We start from the raw sequence: 4,933 nt of genomic DNA on the forward strand, positions 1-4,933 counted from the left end.
CGGTGCGGGTGGTGCGGCAGCGGCGCCGTGGCGCGACGGGGGATCAGCCCTCGGCGGAGCCGTCCAGGTTGACGTAGGCGTAGAAGACGCCCAGGTCGTACCCGTCCTTGTCGGTGTCGAACAGGACCTTGATGCCGGTGTCCCCGTTGCGCAGGAACGGCGAGATGTCCCAGCGGTTGGAGTCGTAGCCGAAGTTGTTGCGGTTGTACGGGGTGCGGATGAACTGGTCGGCCGGGGTCAGCTCCTCGATGGTGGAGTTGAACGCGTCGTTGGAGGCGTGGTTGAGGTCCGTGAAGTACGCCTGCGGGCCGTTGGTGGACTTGATGGCGAGGGTGTCGCCGGTCCACTTGAGGTCGCCGTCGTAGACCACGAAGCCGAGCTTGCCCGCCACCGGGCCGGTGTCGGGGGTCCGCAGCCCGGTGAGGTCGAACTCGCGCGGCGGGCTGTCCGGCAGCTCGACCCGGAAGCCGTCCCACAGGTGGACGTGCCGCAGCGGCTTGCACTCGTTCTCGTACGCGACCACGATCGTCCAGCCGCCCCAGCTGTGCGGCTTCACCACCGAGTCCATGTTCGCGACGGTGTAGGTGCCGTTGCCGGCCTGCTTGACCAGGTCGGTGATGTCGGCGGAGGCCTGGTAGCTGCTCTCGATGTCGGTGGTGATGTAGCCGATGGAGGGCTGGTCGTTGGCGATGTTGCGGTACTGGGCCTCGCCCGGCACCTTCAGGTACACCTCGTCGATCCGGTCCTCCGGCAGCACGACGTCGTCGATGCCGCGGGTGCCGCCCCAGTACAGCCGGGCGTACTTGACCTGGGAGCCGTCGACCAGGCCCAGGTCGGCGGAGCTGGCGGAGTAGATCGCGTCACCGAGCGGGCCGATCGAGCCCGGGTCGATGTTGATGTACTTCATCTCGTACTTGTTGTTGATCGGCCTGCTGCCGTTGCCCTTGCGGGCCTCCAGGCAGGACGGCTGCTCCGGGTCGAGCGGCGGCTTGGTCTCGTCACAGGTCATCAGCGAGTTGCTGATCCGGGTGATGGAGCCGTGGAAGTCGCCCTCGAAGCGGGTGGTGAACGGCAGTTGGTTCTCGGCGAGCGTGGAGCGGTGGTGCGCGCGCTGGGCGTGCTGCGCACCCGCCTCGGCGCCGGAGGCCGTGCCCGAACCACGGGCGTCGGCGATGGTCGGGGCGGCCAGCAGCTGGCCCGCGACGGCGGTGATGGCGGCCCCCGCGACGCAGGTCCGGCGGAGCAGCAGGCGGACGGCGGCGGCACGGCTGACGGAGGAGGTCATGTGATCCTCTCAGGACGGAACGGACGAGCAGCCCCATCGGACCACAACGTTCCGTCACATCAACGTCACATAACGCAAGCTGACGGGGCGTTCCACTCCACCGGACGGCCCGCTGTCCTCCGGGCGGAGGACAGCGGGCCGCAGTCGGTTTGAGCGGCCGTCACCCGCTCACAGCACCTGCAGGTTCTTCCGCAGCTCGAACGGGGTCACCTCGGAGCGGTACTCCTCCCACTCCTGGCGCTTGTTGCGCAGGAAGAAGTCGAAGACGTGCTCGCCGAGGGTCTCGGCGACGAGTTCGCTGCGCTGCATCAGGTCGATGGCCTCGCCGAGGTTCTGCGGCATCGGCTGGATGCCGAGGGCGCGGCGCTCGGAGTCGGACAGCGCCCACACGTCGTCGTCGGCGCCGGGCGGGAGCTCGTAGCCCTCCTCGATGCCCTTCAGGCCGGCCGCGAGGGTGACGGCGTAGGCGAGGTACGGGTTGCAGCCGGTGTCCAGCGAGCGGACCTCGATCCGGGTGGAGCCCTGCTTGCCCGGCTTGTACATCGGCACCCGGATCAGCGCCGAGCGGTTGTTGTGGCCCCAGCAGATGTACGACGGCGCCTCGCCGCCGGCCCCGGCGGTGCGCTGGGAGCCGCCCCAGATCCGCTTGTACGAGTTCACCCACTGGTTGGTGACGGCCGCGGTCTCGGCGGCGTGCCGCAGCAGGCCGGCGATGAAGGACCGGCCGACCTTGGACAGCTGGTACTCGGCGCCGGACTCGTGGAAGGCGTTGCGGTCGCCCTCGAACAGCGAGACGTGGGTGTGCATGCCGCTGCCGGGGTGTTCGGAGAAGGGCTTGGGCATGAAGCTCGCGTGCACGCCCTGCTCCAGCGCGACCTCCTTCATGACCAGCCGGAAGGTCATGATGTTGTCGGCGGTGGACAGCGCGTCGGCGTAGCGCAGGTCGATCTCCTGCTGGCCGGGGGCGCCCTCGTGGTGCGAGAACTCGACCGAGATGCCCATCGACTCCAGCATGGTGATCGCCTGGCGGCGGAAGTCGTGGCCCACCCCGCGCGGGGTGTGGTCGAAGTAGCCGGACTGGTCGGCGGGGATCGGCGCGGTGCCGTCGCCGGGCAGGTTCTTCAGCAGGAAGAACTCGATCTCCGGGTGGGTGTAGAAGGTGAAGCCCAGGTCGGAGGCCTTCTCCAGGGTGCGCTTGAGCACGAACCGGGGGTCGGCGAAGGACGGCGAGCCGTCCGGCATCAGGATGTCGCAGAACATCCTGGCGGTGCCCGGGGTCTCCGAGCGCCACGGCAGGATCTGGAAGGTGGTCGGGTCCGGCTTGGCGATCATGTCGGACTCGTACACCCGGGCGAACCCCTCGATCGCCGAGCCGTCGAAGCCGATGCCCTCCTCGAAGGCCTGCTCCAGCTCGGCCGGGGCCACCGCCACCGACTTGAGGAACCCGAGCACGTCGGTGAACCACAGCCGGACGAACCGGATGTCACGCTCTTCGAGCGTCCGAAGCACGAACTGCTGCTGCTTGCCCATGGGGACAGTCTCACCTCTGCTCTTTACGCTCGTGTTACGCCCGGGAAGCCCCCGGAAAGACCACGTGGAGCGGTTGCCCCCATCATGGCCGATCCCCGCCCGGCCCGGCAGCGCCGACCCCCGTCCCCGGCCCCGTCGCCGTCCCGTCCCCGGCTTTTCCGTCGCCCCGCCGTCGGCTCTTCCGTCGCCCCGCCCAGGACATCGCGTCAGTTAGACGATTACACTCGGAGCCATGCCCAATCTCCGTCTCGCCCTGTGCCAGATCGACCCCTGGGTCGGTGACCTCGCCCGCAACGGCGACGAGGTGGTGCGCTGGACCCGGCAGGCCGTCGAGGCCGGCGCGCAGCTGGTCGCCTTCCCCGAGATGGTCCTCACCGGGTACCCGGTGGAGGACCTCGCCCTGCGCCACTCCTTCGTCGAGGCCTCCCGCGGCGCGCTGGTCGAGCTGGCCGGCCGGCTCGCGGCGGACGGGCTGGGCGAGGTCCCGGTGGTGGTCGGCTACCTCGGGCGCTCCGAGCACGCCTCGCCGCGCTTCAACCGCCCGGCCGGCTCCCCGCAGAACTGCGCCGCCGTGCTGCACCGGGGCGAGGTGGTGACCCGCTTCGCCAAGCACCACCTGCCCAACTACGGCGTGTTCGACGAGTTCCGCTGGTTCGTGCCGGGCGACCAGCTGCCGGTGCTGCGGGTGCACGGCGTGGACGTCGCGCTGGCCGTCTGCGAGGACATCTGGCAGGACGGCGGCCGGGTCACCGCCGCCCGCGAGGCCGGCGCCGGCCTGCTGCTGGTGGTCAACGGCTCCCCGTACGAGCGGAACAAGGACGACCAGCGGCTGGAGCTGGTGCGGCGCCGGGCGGCCGAGGCGGGCTGCACCCTGGCGTACGTCAACATGGTCGGCGGCCAGGACGAGCTGGTCTTCGACGGCGACTCGATCGTGGTCGGCGCCGACGGTGAAGTCCTGGCCCGTTCCCCGCAGTTCGAGGAGCACCTGCTGGTGCTGGACCTCGACCTGCCGGCCGCCGCGGGCGACGACACCGACGGTCTGCTGCTGAGCGACGGCCTGCACCTGGTCCGCACCGAGCTGGGCGGCGAGCCGCAGGCCGCGCCCGCCGTGCCGCTCACCGCCGAGGTGGCGCCGCGGCTCTCGGACGAGGCCGAGATCTGGGCGGCGCTGGTCTCCGGCACCCGGGCGTACGTGACCAAGAACGGCTTCCGGTCCGTGCTGATCGGCCTGTCCGGCGGCATCGACTCGGCCCTGGTGGCCGCGATCGCGGTGGACGCGGTCGGCGCCGAGAACGTCTACTGCGTCTCGATGCCCAGCCGCTACTCCTCCCAGCACTCCCGGGACGACGCGGCCGAGCTGGCCCGCCGCACCGGGCTGCACTTCCGGACCGTCTCCATCGCCCCGATGTTCGACGCCTACCTGGGGGCCACCGAGCTGACCGGCCTGGCCGAGGAGAACCTCCAGTCCCGGCTGCGCGGCACCCTGCTGATGGCGGTCTCCAACCAGGAGGGGCACATCGTGCTCGCGCCCGGCAACAAGAGCGAGCTGGCGGTCGGCTACTCGACCCTGTACGGCGACTCGGTGGGCGCCTACGGGCCGATCAAGGACGTCTACAAGTCGATGGTCTTCCGGCTGGCCCGCTGGCGGAACGCGGAGGCCGAGCGGCGCGGCGAGGTGCCGCCGATCCCGGAGAACACCGTCACCAAGCCGCCGTCCGCCGAACTGCGGCCGGACCAGGTGGACACCGACTCGCTGCCCGACTACGACCTGCTGGACGCGGTGCTCGACCGCTACATCGAGGGCGACGAGGGCCGGGACGCGATCGTGGCGGCCGGCTTCGACCCGGAGGTGGTGGACCGGGTGGTCCGGCTGGTCGACACCGCCGAGTACAAGCGGCGCCAGTACCCGCCGGGCCCGAAGGTCTCGGTCAAGAACTTCGGCCGGGACCGCCGGCTGCCGATCACCAACCGCTGGCGGCGCGGGTGAGGGGCGCCTGGCCGGGGCCGCGCCTAGGGTCCGTCTTCAAACTCGCGTCTGCGGGGCGACGCCGGGGCACGCACCTCGCCGCGTTGTCGTCGGTCGCCAATGCTCCGCAGTGGCTTCCTCCTCCGCCTTGC

At 70.6% G+C, this 4,933-nt stretch carries 3 protein-coding genes; 1 reads left to right on the forward strand and 2 read right to left on the reverse strand.

From position 1 onward, the window contains the following. Positions 1-43: 43 nt before the first annotated feature. Both ABZW03_RS37245 and glnA read right to left on the reverse strand, forming a co-directional pair. Complete coding sequence (locus ABZW03_RS37245; protein ID WP_355268770.1) at positions 44-1,285, reverse strand: hypothetical protein; 1,242 nt, start codon at positions 1,283-1,285, stop codon at positions 44-46. A gap of 168 nt (positions 1,286-1,453) precedes the next feature. Continuing rightward, the gene (gene glnA, locus ABZW03_RS37250; protein ID WP_350743849.1) at positions 1,454-2,815 is read right to left on the reverse strand and encodes a type I glutamate--ammonia ligase; all 1,362 of its coding nucleotides are present in this window, start codon (positions 2,813-2,815) and stop codon (positions 1,454-1,456) included. A 232-nt stretch (positions 2,816-3,047) separates the two neighbouring features. On the opposite strand from glnA, the gene ABZW03_RS37255 reads away from it, so the two are divergent. Then, on the forward strand, positions 3,048-4,802 hold the full coding sequence (locus ABZW03_RS37255; RefSeq protein ID WP_355268772.1) for an NAD+ synthase: 1,755 nt from the start codon (positions 3,048-3,050) through the stop codon (positions 4,800-4,802). The last annotated feature ends 131 nt before the right edge of the window (positions 4,803-4,933 follow it).

This window comes from Kitasatospora sp. NPDC004799, assembly GCF_040609095.1.
Taxonomy (GTDB): Bacteria; Actinomycetota; Actinomycetes; order Streptomycetales; family Streptomycetaceae; genus Kitasatospora.